Genomic DNA, 13,119 nt, shown 5'->3' on the forward strand with positions numbered 1-13,119 from the left:
ATCAGAGGAGTTCGAGGATGGTGGCATTGGCCATGCCGCCGGCTTCGCACATCGACTGCAGGCCGTAGCGGATGCCGTTGTCGCGCATGTGGTGCACGAGGCGCGTCATGAGGACCGAACCGGAGCCACCGAGCGGGTGGCCGACGCCGATCGCGCCGCCCAGCGGGTTGAGGCGGTTCATGTCGGCCCCGGTCTCGGCGAGCCACGCCAGTGGCACGGGGGCGAACGCCTCGTTGATCTCGAAGGTGCCGATGTCGTCGATCGACAGACCGGAACGCTTGAGCGCCTTGGCGGTGGCCGGGATGGGGCCGGCCAGCATCATGACCGGGTCGTCGGCGGCGACGACGGAGGTGTGGATGCGCGCCATCGGGGTCCAGCCCTGCGACGCCGCGTACTCGCTGGTGGTGATGAGCAGCGCGCCGGCACCGTCGGAGATCTGCGAGGAGTTGCCGGCGTGGATGACACCGCCCTCCTTGAACACGGTCTTGAGCTTGGCGAGCGATTCCACGCTGCCGCCACGGCGGATGCCCTCGTCGACGGTCAGGTCTCCGACGGGGGCGAGCTGCCCGGCAAATGCGCCGGAGTCGGTGGCAGCGGCGGACAGCGCGTGTGAGCGCAGCGCGAACTCGTCGAGCTCGGTGCGGGAGAGGTTCCACTTCTCGGCCATCATCTCGGCGCCGGTGCCCTGGCTGAAGCCCTCGACGCCGAACCTCTCGAGCACGTTCGGCGGGAAGTGCTCACCGTTCTTGGCCGCGCTGCCCATCGGAACCCGGCTCATGGACTCGACGCCACCGGCGATCACCACGTCACTCTGTCCGGCGATCACGCTGGCCGCCGCGAACGAGACCGCCTGTTGGCTCGAGCCGCACGCCCGGTTGACCGTGGTGGCCGGGACGGTCACCGGCCAGCCTGCCGCAAAGACCGCGGTGCGGGCGACGATGCCGGCCTGCTCACCCACCTGGCTGACGCAACCCCACACCACGTCTTCGACGGTGGCCGGATCGAGTTTGGTGCGGTCGGCCAGAGCGGTCAGCACGTGGGCGGACAGGTTGGCGGGGTGGATCTGGGAGAGTGCGCCGCCGCGGCGTCCGATGGGAGTGCGAACGGCGTCGACGATCACGGCATCGCGCATGGGAGAGGTCCTTTGCATTGAGCGAAAGCTGCTTTGAACAGCAACACGGGATAAGCAACACGGGTTGATCAACACGGTGGAACAACACGGTGGAACCACGACCGGCCGGGTAGCGGTCCCCACGTCGAGGAGACCACGCGCCCGGCCGGTGAGGGTAAGTCTTCTCGTGGAAGCCTCCGTTAGGCGGAAACTATGCCGACCATCAGACCTGACCGCGGATGAGCTTGCGGTCGCGTTCGGGGTTGGCCAGGAACAGCACCAGGACCGCGGCGATCGCGCCGAGGACACCGATGATCTGGAACGAGGTGGCGTAGCCCTGGGCCGCGGTGGCGGCGTTGTCGACGATGACCCCGGTGGCGTACGGGGCGACGAGTCCGCCCGTGGCCATGAGCGCCAGGAAGACGCCCATCGTGCCGGCGGTCTGCTGCGGCGGGCAGAGCTCGGAGATCGCGGCGTTGATCAGCGGGAAGGCGATGGCGCCGAATCCGTAACCGATGGAGACCACGGCGACCGCGAGGATCGGGGTGCCGATCGATGGGAGGAAGACCAGGACCAGGCCGCAGATGAGGACGCCGACGGCGGGCACGATGATGCGGACGACCCGTGAGCGGTAGCCCTTGCCGCTGAGGCGATCGGTGACCGCACCCGAGGAGACCATCAGGACCAGACCGACGATGGAGGGAAGCGCGAACATCGACCCCGCCTGCAGGGCGCTGAACCCCAGGCCGACCTCGAAGTAGGACGGCAGCCAGGTCAGCACGACGGTGGTGAGTGCGTAGACGACCGCGATCATGAGTGCGCAGCTGAGGAACGTACGGGTGAGGAGGATCCTGCGCCACGGCACCGACGGTTCGGTCGACGCGTCGGCCGCAACCCCCACGCCCTTGATCGCCTTGACCGCCTTGCTCGTGTACGGGCCTTCCTTCCAGCCCATGAGCCAGAACGCCATCCACACGAAGCCGAGGATCGACAGGGAGATCAGCGCCGCACGCCAGCCCCATTGGACGGTGATCAGGGTCAGGACGGGGGCGAGTGCGATCTTGGCGACCGATGCCGAGCCGGCGAGGAAGGCGCCGGGCAGACCGCGCTTGGCCGGCGGGTGCCACGAGTACGCGGCGGTGTGCATGAGCGCTGAACTCGGGCCTTCGGCCAGGCCGAGCAGCATGCGGCAGACCACGAGCAACACGAACGTCCCGGTGAAGACCAGGGGAAGCATCACCACCGACCAGATGAGGCCGAGCCCGAGCAGCGCCCACCGCAGGGTCAGGAACTTGTTGAGCGGTCCGGCCAGGAATCCACCGACGGTGAAGGTCACGAAGAACAGCGAGCCCACCAGGCCGATCTGGGACGAGCTCATCCCGAACTCGCGGGCCAGCGGCTGGGCGATGATGCCCAGCACCGCCTTGTCGGCGTAGTTGATGACGTAGAGGAAGATGACCAGGCCGGTCATCCCCCAAGCCCGCCCAGGCGTGACGCCGAAATCGGGGGTCTTGGAGGCCTCGGGTGCCAGAGCGCCCGGGTTCTCGTGGGCGCCGGGAGCGCCTCTCACGATCTCACCTGTTGTCACGGGGGAATCCCTTCACGACTCGGAAGTCAGCTATGTGGGGAAGATCTATGTGGGGAAGATCGGCCGCGGGGCGATCCGCCCGCCGACGACGCGGAGCCTCGGGGCTGGCGTTGGCCCCATACAACGTGACCCAGGTCACGACGACAAAGAGCGAGTGGCGAATTGACCGATCGACGTTGCCTATGAGTCGTCTCACGGCGTTGCCATTGGTCTGCGCTAACCGACCGATAGCCGATCGGTCCTGTCCCGTCACTGCAACCTGTTGCATGCTGAGCAGAGCAACCGGCACCGTGACGGACGAGGACTCGCATGAATTCCACCGCTTCCCCCGACGAGCTCCCCTCGTCCACCGCACCACTCGCAGGTGTGCGCGTGGTCGAGGTGTCGAGCTTCGTCGCCGCTCCCCTGTGCGGAATGACGCTGGCCCACCTCGGCGCCGACGTGATCCGCGTCGATCCGATCGGCGGGGCCGCCGACTACCACCGGTGGCCCCTGACCGCGGACGACGACTCCATCTACTGGGCAGGGCTGAACAAGGGCAAACGCTCGTTTGCCGCCGACTTCAAGGATCCCAAGGCCCACCAGCTCATTCGTGACCTGATCATCGATGCCGGCATCCTGGTCACCAACGCCGGCGGACGCGCATGGCTCGACTACGACGAACTCGCCGCGATCCGCCCCGACCTGATTCACGTGCAGGTTCTCGGTCGTGCCGACGGAACCGGCGCCGTGGACTACACCGTCAACGCGGCCGCCGGATTCCCCCAGGTCACCGGGCCCGAATCGCTGTCGACCCCGGTCAACCACGTCCTGCCGGCCTGGGACGTCTCGTGCGGGCTCTACGCCGCGCTTTCGGTCGCATCGGCCGTGTATCGCCGCGAGATCACCGGCGCCGGAACCAAGATCGTGCTCCCGCTCGAGGACGTCGCGTTCGCGACCGCCGGGAACCTCGGATACCTCGCCGAGGCCCAGCTCGGTCTGCCGGCCCGCGGCCGGGTCGGCAACGCCGTCTACGGCACCTACGGCTCGGACTTCAGCACCGTCGACGGAGCACGCATCATGATCGTCGCCCTGACCCCGCGGCACTTCCGCGACCTCACCGAGCTGACCGGCACCACCGCGGCGGTCGCCGCACTCGAGGGCGCGCTAGGCGTCGACTTCCGTGACGAGGGCACCCGGTTCAAGCACCGCGAGGTGCTCGGCGGCTTGTTCGCCACGTGGTTCCGGGAGCACACCGCGCAGCAGGTCGAGGCCGCCCTGGACGGGACCTCGATCCTGCACGAGCGGTACCGCACGTTCGCCGAGCTCGCGACCGATCCCCGCGTGACCGACAACCCCATGTTCCAACCGATCGATCAACCTCGAATCGGAACCCATCTCGCGCCCAGCACGCCGATGTCGTTCGATGGACAGCACCCCGCCGTCCGGCCGGCTCCCGCGAACGGCGACGACACCGCCGCTGTCCTCGCCGAGCGCCTCGGGTTGACGCAGGACGAGATCGACGACCTCGCCGCCGGCGGCACCGTCCGTATCGCCGCCGGCGGCGCCGTCCGCATCACAGACAAGGAAACTGAATGACCCGCCTCGCCCAGACCCTGGACCTGACCGAGTTCCAGGAAGACATCCTGGCTACCGTGCGCACGTTCGTCGAACGCGAGATCATCCCGAATGCGCAGGGACTCGAGCATTCGGACACGTATCCGCAGGCGATCGTCGACCAGATGCGTGAGATGGGCCTGTTCGGGCTGATGATCCCCGAGGAGTACGGCGGTCTCGGGGAGTCACTGCTCACGTACGCGCTCTGCGTCGAGGAACTCGCTCGCGGCTGGATGAGCGTATCCGGCGTCATCAACACGCATTTCATCGTCGCGTACATGATCCGCCAGCACGGCACCGAAGCGCAGAAGCAGCATTTCCTGCCGCGTATGGCGACGGGCGAGGTGCGCGGCGCCTTCTCGATGTCCGAGCCCGAGCTCGGCTCCGACGTTGCCGCCATCCGCACCAGTGCCAGGCGCGACGCTGACGGTGACTACGTCATCAACGGTCAGAAGATGTGGCTGACCAACGGTGGTAGTTCGACCCTGGTCGCCACCCTGGTGAAGACCGACGAAGGCGCCGACAAGGCGCACCAGAACCTGACGACCTTCCTCGTCGAGAAGCCCGCGGGATTCGGCGAGGTAGCCCCCGGCCTCACCATCCCCGGCAAGATCGACAAGATGGGCTACAAGGGCATCGACACCACCGAGCTGCTCTTCGACAATTACAGGATCTCGGCCGACTCGATCCTCGGCGGCACTCCCGGTCGCGGGTTCTCCCAGATGATGGACGGAGTGGAGGTCGGTCGCGTCAACGTCTCCGCCCGCGCGTGTGGTGTGGCGATCCGCGCATTCGAACTCGCCGCGCGATACGCACAGCAGCGCAGCACGTTCGGCAAGCCGATCGCGCAGCACCAGGCCATCTCGTTCTCGCTCGCCGAGATGGCGACCAAGGTCGAAGCCGCGCACCTGATGATGGTCAACGCTGCGCGCCTGAAGGATTCGGGCGAGCGCAACGATGTCGCGGCCGGAATGGCGAAGTATCTGACGAGCGAATACTGCTCGGAGGTCACGCAGGCCAGCTTCCGCATTCATGGCGGCTACGGGTATTCCAAGGAATACGAGATCGAGCGGCTCATGCGCGAAGCACCGTTCCTGCTCATCGGCGAGGGCACGAGCGAGATCCAGAAGACGATCATCAGCAAGGGCATTCTCCGCGAATACGCCCTCTAGTCTTCTCCCTAACCGCCTCATTACATTTAACGGAAGGAAACAAACGTGCAGCGTACGGTGTTCAGCGAGGACCATGAAGCGTTCAGGGACACGGTCCGGGACTTCATCGCCAAAGAGGTCGCGCCCGTCCACCACGAGTGGGAGGCCGAGGGTCATCCCCCCAGGCAGTTCTATAACCGGCTCGGCGAACTGGGCATCCTCGGCATCCAGGCACCGGAGGAGTTCGGCGGCGGCGGTGAGTCGTCACTCAAGTTCAATGTCGTCGTCGCGGAGGAGACCTCCGCCGCGGGCGTGACGTTCGGTTCCTACTCGGTGCACTCCAACCTGATCCTGCCGTACCTCATGCAGCACGCCACCGACGAGCAGAAGCAGCGGTGGATCCCCGGCTTCTGTTCGGGTGAGCTGATGTACGCGATCGCCATGACCGAGCCGGGTACGGGCTCGGACCTCGCGAACATCTCGACCACCGCAAAGCTCTCGGCCGACGGCAGCCACTACGTGGTCAACGGGTCCAAGACGTTCATCACCGGCGGCGCACTCGCCGACCGAATCCTCGTGGTGTGCCGGACCTCGCCCTATAACCCGGATGACCGCCGTGGTGGCCTGTCGATTCTCGTCGTCGACACCACGACCGAGGGTTTCTCGGTGGGGCGCAAGCTCAACAAGATCGGGCTCAAGGCGTCGGACACGGCCGAGCTGTCGTTCGACGATGTGAAGGTTCCTGCGACGGACCTGCTCGGCGAGGAGGGCAAGGCCTTCTCGTACCTGACCCAGAACCTCGCGCAGGAACGCCTGACCATCGCCTTCGGCGCGTCCGCGACGGCGGCCGCCGCGATCTCCCACGCGATCGCGTACACCAGGGACCGCAAGGTCTTCGGCAGGTCCGTCGCCTCGTTCCAGAACTCCAAGTTCGTGCTCGCCGAGTGCTCCACCGAGCTGCAGGCCATTCAGATCATGGTCGACAACGCTATCGAGCTCAACGACCGCGACGAACTCAGCGTTGCCGACGCGGCTCGCGCGAAGCTGTTCTCCACCGAGACGGCCGGCCGGATCATCGACAAGTGCCTCCAGCTGCACGGCGGCTACGGCTACATCACCGAGTACCCCATCGCCCGGTTGTACGCGGACACCCGCGTGTCCCGCATCTACGGCGGCACCAGCGAGGTCATGAAGACCATCATCGCCAAGGACCTCGGTCTGTAATACCCGGATCCGGTCGCGCTACTGGCCGCCCACCTCCACCGCGTCCCAGACCCGACGCCAGTGGGCGGCCAGGGAGTCGATGGTCTCGTGCGCGTTCAACCCGCTCGGCTGCGGAACCACCCACAACACCACCTCGCGGGGCCAACCCGAGAGGTCCGAGGTCTCCTGCTCCCCGTAGCCCGCCTTCGGACGCGCGAAGGCGGTGCGGAAGGCCGTTATCCCGGCGACGCAGACGACTCGAGGACGCAGCGCAACTGCCAGCGCGGCGACGCGGTCCGCACCCGCGCACAATTCCTCGCGGGTGAGTTCGTCGGCACGCGCGGTCGCCCGCCCGACGAGGTTGGTCATGCCGATGCCGCGGCAGAGCAACTGCGCCTCGTCCGCCGCCGAGAAGCCGGCCGCGGCGTCGACCACGTGATCGGTAAACCCCGCCCGGTGCAGCGCCGGCCAGAAGCGATTCCCGGGTCGCGCGAAGGGCGCGTTGACGGCCGCGGTCCACAACCCCGGGTTGACGCCGACTATGAGCAGCCGCAGGTGCCCGGCCTCGGCGGGCAGGACGTCGTCCATCGCGTGCGGGTCCTCGGTGGCGAAGCGCGCGAGCTCGTCGCGGGTCGGGCGGAGCCCACCCATCGGGGAGGGTCTCCGCGGGATGCCGGTCACGATCTGCCCTCGTCGATCGCGCGCTGGTGTGCGCGAACGAGGTCACTGATCAGATCGTCGGACAGGGGCTTGGCCAACGTGAACTGGACCGCGTGCGCGGTGGTCGTGTAGTTCTCGAGCCGGTCTCCCAGCTCCTCGATCGCCCAGGACGAGGGGTAGAAGCTCATGTGCTTCTTGGATGCGGTGAAGTACACCAGCGCCCGGTCCTTGTACTTGAGTGTCGGCATCCCGTAGCTCATCGTCTCCTCGGTGTCCGGCACGAGTTCTTTGACTAGCAACCGGATGCGTTCGAGTTCCGCCCGGCGCTCCGGGTCGAGCGCGGCCAGATATTCTTCAACACTCTTCGCCTTCTCAGCCATAGCCCGAGGTTAGCCGGGAAGGCCGCTTCGAGCCCGGCCGCCAGCTGGCCAAACGGGTACATAGCCCGGCGTTAATTGAGGACGGAACGCGTCCTCTTCACCTGACACGCTGGGGCCATGAGCCAGACGCAGAACCCTGCCGCACCGCTGATCCTGGCGGGCGTCGCACACTGGCGCGAGTGGCTGATCTCGAACGACGACAGCTCCGACGGCACCTGGTTGATGCTCGCCAAGAAGGGCGTGACCGCACCGACCTCGCTCACCTATCCGGAGGCGCTCGACGAGGCGCTGTGCAGCGGATGGATCGACGGCCAGCGCAACGGCTACGACGAGCGGACCTACGTGCAGCGGTTCACTCCGCGCCGGGCGCGCTCGCTCTGGTCACGGCGGAACGTCGGGATCGTCGCGCGCCTCGCCGGCGACGATCGCCTCCGGCCGCGGGGCGTCGCCGAGATCGAGCGAGCCAGATCCGACGGCCGCTGGGACCGCGCCTATCCCGGCCAGGCGACCGCGCAGCCGCCGGAGGCGCTCACCCTCGCCCTGGAGGCAGCGCCAGCGGCGGAAGCGGCCTTCGCTCGACTCACCCGTTCCGAACGCTTTGTCGCGTTCTTCCCCCTGCTCACAGCTCCGGACGACGCCACCCTTGAGACGCGGGTGGAACGCCTGATCGCCCGGCTCACGGTGTCGTGACCGCACTCTCCACGCTCGCGTTGACGCGTCGTCGGGCCCCTTGTCATCGGCGTTCGAGCGGCGCACACTGAGCGCACCAATGCATGACCGCTGCTTCCAGAAGGAGTGTCATGACAGTGCAGAAGACGGTCCGCAAGCGCCAGGGCCGTCGGTCGCCCGACGGCGGACTCACGGTCTCGGTGTCGCGATGACCGGCCGGAACCCCCGCCCGCCGACGATCTCCGGCATTCGCTCCGGCGATTGGCGCGTGATCCCCGAGTCCAGCACGGCAGGGTTCACCGTCCGCGACAAGCTCGTGACGACCGTGCACGGCACCGTGCCGATCAGATCGGGAAACGCCACGCTGGCTTCCGCTGGCCTCCTGACGCAGGCCAGTGTCGAGCTCGACGCCACGTCCATTGACACCGGCAACGCCCACCGAGACCGCGATCTCGCCAAGCCGGGGATCCTGGACACCGCCGCTCACCCAGTTGTCGTCGTCACGGCCGGGCCCAGTACTCCGGGGCCTCAGGGCTGGGAGCTGGCCGCGACCTTGGCCGCACGTGGCGCACAGTGCCCTCTGACCCTGCAGGCCACCCCCCTCAGCGAGGAGGATGGCGGGATCCGGGTTCAGGTGCGCGGCCGGCTCGACCGCAAGGGCCTGGGCATGAGCGTGCCCTCGTTCATCATCGGGCGCTACCTGGACCTCGACGTCGACCTGCTCCTCACCGCCGACACCTGACGGTCGCCGACACCTGACGGTCAAGGCGCGCGACGGACCACCGAGTTGAGCGCCGGGAACCAACCGGCCCGACGGGTGTTCGACCGCGGCGAGCCGATCGAGGTCTTCCCCATCAACCACACGAGGCGTCGTTCGCCCTAGGGTTCGCCGACGACCGGGACGCACTCGAGCAGCGGATCGGTCGCCTGACCTCGCAGCTCACGTCGCCGTGATCGGTCCCCCGCTCGTGAAGAAGCTACGACGACGAGGGCGACCGCCGCTAGGTCGAGACGGTCGGCAACCTCCCGCGGTTCAACCTGGGCACGTTATCCACAGCCCCGAGTCCGCAATCCAGAGTCAGCCATCAGGGGGTTCCGGGGCCCGGCCTGCTCCCGAAGACTCAAAGCATGAAATTCGACGAACTGCCCGAGAACTGGACCCACCTCCCACTCGACGACGCGCCGCTGGCCGCCGGCGTGATCGACCTGATCCTCGGCTACGCAGACCGGCTGCGGAACTCGATGCTCGTCCTACCGTGCGACCATTACGACGTGGGCCTGCCGGCGCCGCTCGTCGTCGGTGAGACCGACTGGTCGGAGACGTACGCCGAACGCCGTCGCGGACTAGCGGTATTGCCTCAGCTCCCCGCGGCAGGGTTCGTGGTGGCCGTCTCGTCTCGGCGCCGACTCGCGAGCAGCGTGGTGCGGGGATGGCTGCGCTCGGTCGAGGACGTACTCGACGCCTCCGGTCAGTCGCTGCTCGCGTTCGGGGTGGCGGACACCGACTCCGTCGTGATCGTCGGCGGCCGGGCGGCGCGGAACGGCAGCCTGGGAGCGATGGCGGGGTGAGTGCCGCGGGGAGCACGACGGAGCCGAATTCGAGAGAAGAGCGTCCGTGGGACTTGCCCTTTCATGGTCAGACGTTGCCGCGCCCTACGCTCGGATGAGTCGCAAGGTGGTGGCTGCCGCCGTTACCGTCACCATCGAACCGGCACCGCCGCCGTATTTGGTGCGGTAGCTGGCGTCGACGTCGGCAGTGACCTCGGCCGAAGCCGAGCCAATATCCTCGATCATCACATCCGATTCCACACCCGCCACGCGGATCCTGGCGCGGCGGGAACGAACGGCACGACCGAACCATCCTGTGTCTCGCCGGTGCCAGCTCCGCACATACACCTGTCCACCAGCACAAACGACCCAGATCGGGACCCACGGCCGCAGCCTGCCGTCGTCGCGCCTGACGGCGATCTCCAACTCAGCAGCCGTCTCGAGCAGACGCAACTCATCGGGAGACCAAACATTGGTCACCGTCGAATTCTATGACCAGCGACGCGCGCCCGGGCTACCCCGAGCAGCCATGAGGCAGCCCGCAAGGTGCCGCTCCTTGGTGATCGGGCGGCGGACTTCGTGCAGATCGAGAAGCGGCAAACGCGGACGGCCCACACATTCCCGACTTCATGGGGGCGGTCGTAAAATCCTGCGACGATGAGCCACTAACTCCCTCGTTGTCCTCTACCCTCGACCCGTCGGACGCGGAGAGTCTGATCCGACAAGGGGAACGCGACGGCCACACCGCCTCCGGGCAGCGGCTCCTGCGGCTGGTGGGCCCCTCGAATTCCGAGACCATCGCTTCGTTCCGCGTGATTGTCGCGTCCGCCCGCCTGAGCGACCCGACGGGGGCGCGGTGCGGTGTGGCGACGACGACAATTCAGCCACTCAGTCGCCGAATTCCGAGCTCATGCGCCGCATCGCTGCCAACGTCTTGGGGACATCGCTGTACGACAAGAGAATGCTGGTCGAGCTGCTACCTCCGGGCGGGAGCGCTCTCAAAGACTGCGTCTCCTCGACGAACCGGTTGCCCTTGTCCATGCGCACTTCCACGGGCGCCCTCCTTGACGATGCAGAGCTGCCTGGTCCGGCTGACAGTTCGCTCACCGAGGCGGCTGACGTTGAGCGAAGCGGACGGCGCTGTCGGACCCCCGTGCCATAGTCTCGTTCCGCGCACCGATCCCCCACAGGTCCGTCTCACAGATCCGAGGAATACCGATGCCCCTTACCGAGCGGAATCTCGACCCTCACCTGTGTTGGCGCCTTCTTCTCGCCGCGGTCCAGCGGCTGCACGAACGTGGCCTCACCGGCATCCGAGTCCTGCCCTATTTCGGCGCTGTCGGCTGGTGGCGGATCGAGGTCACGACCGCGGCCAATCTGCGTTCGGGAGTGAATCTGCCGGCGCGTGATGACGATGCTGTGTTCCGGGCAACCGCGGCGTCGTTCCCTCGGATCGGCGAGCTTGTGGTGCTGCCCTCGACAACCGTCGAGCAGGTGGCGGACGAGATCCATCGTGGTCTCGGATCCCCCACAGAGGCGACCTACTTCACCGACCGGGAGTATTGCAGCTGGTTCATCGGGATCCGACAGCAGGCAGAGGCAATCGGTTCGCCACCTTCCGCATTCGAAGAGTTCCACAGCGGGTGGAGGTGCGGAGCAACCGCCATCGCCCCGCCTCCGGGATGGGAGGCGGCACGATGACCCGACGGGCGAAAGGTGCCAGGGTGGCACGAGCACTGGTGTTATGCGGCGCAGTCCTCCTCACTGCCGGATGCGCGGCCGGGCAGACCGGCGAGCAGGCCGAACAAGCCGCGGGTTCGTCCACCGGCTCCACCGAGACCACGAGCGTCCCCGCGGCCTCCCCCACTACTGCGCAGAACAGCCTGACCAGCGTGGACCCCGGCAGCTTCGCCTCACCGCACAATCCGGGCGTGTACGCGTGGAACTACTCCACCGGCGGCTCGCACGTGGGACTGTGTGTCTCCGGTCGCGATGCGGTGACCTGCACAGGAAAGGCTGGCCCATCCATACCGGATCTCATCGAGCACTTTCCCGGCCGCCCCGGTGCGATCGAACTCGGCGCAGCCGGCCTGCGCTATTCGTTTGTCGAGGGCGTACCGCCGGTGTCCGCCCGACTTGGAAACGGTCAGGAGGTGGAGATCGGCGAACTTCGATGTGCCAAGCCAAACGCAGACACGCTTGAATGTCGCTCTGCAGACAACTCGTTCACCATCCGCGGACCCGGCCAGGCCATCACCACGTCAGGAACCGTGCTCGCCGAGCGAGATGTCGCCGACCATCCCGGCGCCGATTCCGCAGACGGATCGTCGTCCGCTGACTCGCCCGGCACCTCCGTCCCACAGCCTCGTGAGTACCTCGGTGCCACAGGTCTGGTCAGTGGCGTCCGCACGTCCTCCAGGCCTCTGGTGACCGCCTCCACCCCGCCTTGTGACGGCAGAGGGATTCTCATCCTCGACTCGTTCGTCGAGAACCCTCGACCCCAGCAGGGCATCGCGGCTATTCTTGACCGCCACCCGGGCGCCGAGTTCGCCACTCCGGGCCAGTGCCCCTCACTTCGAGGCGATGTCAACGGAGCCCGCGTCTACCCGATTTATATCGACCACGGGCACGACACCGCGGCCCTGTGCCGCGACAAGACGACTCGCGGCGGTAATGCGAGGCTGCTCACTGCGTCAGCGGAATACACAGACCCCTGCTGACATCCCCCAGATCCGGCTAAGGAAAAACCGCACTTCGCCGCCCTCGGGACCTCCGCCACACTCCAACCACCCGAACCCCTGGCGGAACCGGGGGTTCGGTGCCGCCACGGGCGGGGGCCTGTGGTCAGGCCAGCGGGGCGCGGTTGAGCGTGCTCAGGGTTTCATTGACGCCAGAGAAGGTGGCACTCACCTCGGTGATACCAAAACCGGCGAGCCTCTCGGTGTGCATAGCGACATACGCCTCGGCATTCTCGCGGGTGTCGAAGAGATAGATTCCGCCGGACCGGCCAGCCGCCTCGTCCTCGATCCAGACCTTCCAGATGAAGCCCGGCTCAGCGTTGATCGACTCGGCCAGCCCTCGAAAGGCCTCGGACATCTCCGATCCCCAGGGGCCCTGCATCGCGAAGTTCACCTGTACCAACACAGCCATCATCGTTCTCCTGATCCGTCTCGAAACACCAGGATACTGCTGGTGAGGGGCGCCGGGGCCGGC

15 protein-coding genes are annotated in these 13,119 nt (G+C 67.0%); 8 read left to right on the forward strand and 7 right to left on the reverse strand.

Annotation, left to right across the window (positions count from 1 at the left end; all coding sequences use genetic code 11):
- Position 1: 1 nt before the first annotated feature.
- Both R4P08_RS15170 and R4P08_RS15175 read right to left on the reverse strand, forming a co-directional pair.
- Positions 2 to 1,132, reverse strand: coding sequence for an acetyl-CoA C-acyltransferase (locus tag R4P08_RS15170; RefSeq protein ID WP_317814733.1), 1,131 nt, complete (start codon positions 1,130 to 1,132; stop codon positions 2 to 4).
- Between the two features lie 202 nt (positions 1,133 to 1,334).
- Positions 1,335 to 2,699, reverse strand: a complete 1,365-nt coding sequence (locus R4P08_RS15175) for an MFS transporter (protein WP_411741217.1) — start codon at positions 2,697 to 2,699, stop codon at positions 1,335 to 1,337.
- Between the two features lie 309 nt (positions 2,700 to 3,008).
- Here R4P08_RS15175 and R4P08_RS15180 point away from each other — a divergent pair, with 309 nt between their 5' ends.
- Genes R4P08_RS15180 through R4P08_RS15190 form a run of 3 tightly spaced genes read left to right on the forward strand, consistent with a single transcriptional unit; the run spans position 3,009 to position 6,670 of the window.
- Positions 3,009 to 4,277 carry a CoA transferase gene (locus R4P08_RS15180; RefSeq protein WP_317814734.1) on the forward strand — a complete coding sequence of 423 codons (1,269 nt, stop codon included), beginning with the start codon at positions 3,009 to 3,011 and terminating at the stop codon, positions 4,275 to 4,277.
- A complete protein-coding gene (locus tag R4P08_RS15185) occupies positions 4,274 to 5,467 on the forward strand; it encodes an acyl-CoA dehydrogenase family protein (protein ID WP_317814735.1) in 1,194 nt (397 codons plus the stop codon). The genes R4P08_RS15180 and R4P08_RS15185 overlap by 4 nt, the downstream gene beginning before the upstream one ends.
- A 45-nt stretch (positions 5,468 to 5,512) precedes the next feature.
- Positions 5,513 to 6,670 carry an acyl-CoA dehydrogenase family protein gene (locus tag R4P08_RS15190; RefSeq protein WP_317814736.1) on the forward strand — a complete coding sequence of 386 codons (1,158 nt, stop codon included), beginning with the start codon at positions 5,513 to 5,515 and terminating at the stop codon, positions 6,668 to 6,670.
- Positions 6,671 to 6,688: 18 nt separating this feature from the next.
- Here R4P08_RS15190 and R4P08_RS15195 read toward each other — a convergent pair whose 3' ends face one another.
- Positions 6,689 to 7,300 (reverse strand): mismatch-specific DNA-glycosylase, encoded by a 612-nt coding sequence (locus R4P08_RS15195; protein WP_317814815.1) that lies wholly within the window; start codon positions 7,298 to 7,300, stop codon positions 6,689 to 6,691.
- A 26-nt stretch (positions 7,301 to 7,326) separates the two neighbouring features.
- Entirely contained in the window at positions 7,327 to 7,689 is a 363-nt protein-coding gene (locus R4P08_RS15200; protein WP_317814737.1) for a DUF1801 domain-containing protein, read from the reverse strand.
- 117 nt (positions 7,690 to 7,806) lie between these two features.
- Here R4P08_RS15200 and R4P08_RS15205 point away from each other — a divergent pair, with 117 nt between their 5' ends.
- The 3 genes from R4P08_RS15205 (at position 7,807) to R4P08_RS15215 (ending at position 9,927) form a co-directional block, all read left to right on the forward strand.
- Positions 7,807 to 8,379, forward strand: a complete 573-nt coding sequence (locus tag R4P08_RS15205; RefSeq protein ID WP_317814738.1) for a YdeI/OmpD-associated family protein — start codon at positions 7,807 to 7,809, stop codon at positions 8,377 to 8,379.
- A gap of 187 nt (positions 8,380 to 8,566) precedes the next feature.
- Positions 8,567 to 9,100: a YceI family protein gene (locus tag R4P08_RS15210; protein WP_317814739.1), complete on the forward strand. Its 534-nt coding sequence runs from the start codon at positions 8,567 to 8,569 to the stop codon at positions 9,098 to 9,100.
- 386 nt (positions 9,101 to 9,486) lie between these two features.
- The gene (locus R4P08_RS15215; protein ID WP_317814740.1) at positions 9,487 to 9,927 is read left to right on the forward strand and encodes a hypothetical protein; all 441 of its coding nucleotides are present in this window, start codon (positions 9,487 to 9,489) and stop codon (positions 9,925 to 9,927) included.
- Positions 9,928 to 10,011: 84 nt separating this feature from the next.
- Here the strand turns inward: R4P08_RS15215 and R4P08_RS15220 are convergent, their stop codons facing one another.
- Together R4P08_RS15220 and R4P08_RS15225 are read right to left on the reverse strand one after the other, a co-directional pair.
- Positions 10,012 to 10,386 (reverse strand): DUF2255 family protein, encoded by a 375-nt coding sequence (locus tag R4P08_RS15220; RefSeq protein WP_317814741.1) that lies wholly within the window; start codon positions 10,384 to 10,386, stop codon positions 10,012 to 10,014.
- A 408-nt stretch (positions 10,387 to 10,794) separates the two neighbouring features.
- Positions 10,795 to 10,959, reverse strand: coding sequence for a hypothetical protein (locus R4P08_RS15225; protein WP_317814742.1), 165 nt, complete (start codon positions 10,957 to 10,959; stop codon positions 10,795 to 10,797).
- 165 nt (positions 10,960 to 11,124) lie between these two features.
- Here R4P08_RS15225 and R4P08_RS15230 point away from each other — a divergent pair, with 165 nt between their 5' ends.
- Positions 11,125 to 11,607, forward strand: coding sequence for a hypothetical protein (locus R4P08_RS15230; RefSeq protein WP_317814743.1), 483 nt, complete (start codon positions 11,125 to 11,127; stop codon positions 11,605 to 11,607).
- 23 nt (positions 11,608 to 11,630) lie between these two features.
- Entirely contained in the window at positions 11,631 to 12,626 is a 996-nt protein-coding gene (locus R4P08_RS15235; RefSeq protein ID WP_317814744.1) for a hypothetical protein, read from the forward strand.
- Positions 12,627 to 12,750: 124 nt separating this feature from the next.
- On the opposite strand, the gene R4P08_RS15240 is transcribed toward R4P08_RS15235, so the two are convergent.
- On the reverse strand, positions 12,751 to 13,059 hold the full coding sequence (locus R4P08_RS15240) for a monooxygenase (protein WP_317814745.1): 309 nt from the start codon (positions 13,057 to 13,059) through the stop codon (positions 12,751 to 12,753).
- Between the last annotated feature and the right edge of the window lie 60 nt (positions 13,060 to 13,119).

The sequence above is a fragment of the Rhodococcus sp. IEGM 1408 genome (assembly GCF_033142235.1).
Taxonomy (GTDB): domain Bacteria; phylum Actinomycetota; class Actinomycetes; order Mycobacteriales; family Mycobacteriaceae; genus Dietzia.

Bases quoted from the DNA above. Each gene is read 5' to 3' on its own strand.
- R4P08_RS15170 (WP_317814733.1), bottom strand. From the start codon at position 1,132: ATGCGCGATGCCGTGATCGTCGACGCCGTTCGCACTCCCATCGGACGC.
- R4P08_RS15180 (WP_317814734.1), top strand. From the start codon at position 3,009: ATGAATTCCACCGCTTCCCCCGACGAGCTCCCCTCGTCCACCGCACCA.
- R4P08_RS15185 (WP_317814735.1), top strand. From the start codon at position 4,274: ATGACCCGCCTCGCCCAGACCCTGGACCTGACCGAGTTCCAGGAAGAC.
- R4P08_RS15195 (WP_317814815.1), bottom strand. From the start codon at position 7,300: ATGGGTGGGCTCCGCCCGACCCGCGACGAGCTCGCGCGCTTCGCCACC.
- R4P08_RS15200 (WP_317814737.1), bottom strand. From the start codon at position 7,689: ATGGCTGAGAAGGCGAAGAGTGTTGAAGAATATCTGGCCGCGCTCGAC.
- R4P08_RS15205 (WP_317814738.1), top strand. From the start codon at position 7,807: ATGAGCCAGACGCAGAACCCTGCCGCACCGCTGATCCTGGCGGGCGTC.
- R4P08_RS15210 (WP_317814739.1), top strand. From the start codon at position 8,567: ATGACCGGCCGGAACCCCCGCCCGCCGACGATCTCCGGCATTCGCTCC.
- R4P08_RS15215 (WP_317814740.1), top strand. From the start codon at position 9,487: ATGAAATTCGACGAACTGCCCGAGAACTGGACCCACCTCCCACTCGAC.
- R4P08_RS15230 (WP_317814743.1), top strand. From the start codon at position 11,125: ATGCCCCTTACCGAGCGGAATCTCGACCCTCACCTGTGTTGGCGCCTT.
- R4P08_RS15240 (WP_317814745.1), bottom strand. From the start codon at position 13,059: ATGATGGCTGTGTTGGTACAGGTGAACTTCGCGATGCAGGGCCCCTGG.